1 pseudogene is annotated in these 530 nt (G+C 46.6%); it reads left to right on the forward strand.

Features of this window, described 5'->3' with window-relative positions:
- Positions 1-148 precede the first annotated feature (148 nt).
- Positions 149-530 (forward strand): annotated as a pseudogene (locus tag EXE42_RS16630) (methyltransferase); the annotation flags it as partial.

Below are 530 nucleotides of genomic sequence, written 5' to 3' on the forward strand. Positions count from 1 at the left end.
ATGATGAGAATAGTGCAGTTATGAAACGACGCCGACCCCGTTCTATCATTTTCAATTTTTTCATTATAACTGCGGCAGTACTCTGGAACCTCATTCATATTCGACAAACATTAGAGGCGAAGCGACGAGACAGCATTAGAGGAAGCCAATGATTCAAAAGATATATAATCAAACAGTAGGCCGATTTCTCCCTCGAAAGATAGCGGCTTTCAATGGTGTTCCAGTGAGAAGGCCGAAGCTCTTTGACCAGACGGATGTGCGTCCGGGATGGGAAGCTACCTTCATTGACGCGATACACCGGGTTGTAGAACCGGGAGACGACATCGTTGAGATTGGTGGTGGATACGGTGTATCAGCAGTGGTTGCAGCAAGAGAAGTTGGTCATGAAGGATCGGTTACGGTATACGAGCCTTCAAGAGAAAGTGTCGAGGTAATAAAAGAAACCGCACAACTTAGCAAGGTCGGGGAAATTGTCTCGGTGGTAAATGCTGCTGTTGGTGAAGTGAAAGAGTCGTTCCTCGGTGATCTTG

Source organism: Halorubrum sp. SP3 (genome assembly GCF_005435195.1).
Lineage (GTDB): Archaea > Halobacteriota > Halobacteria > Halobacteriales > Haloferacaceae > Halorubrum > Halorubrum sodomense.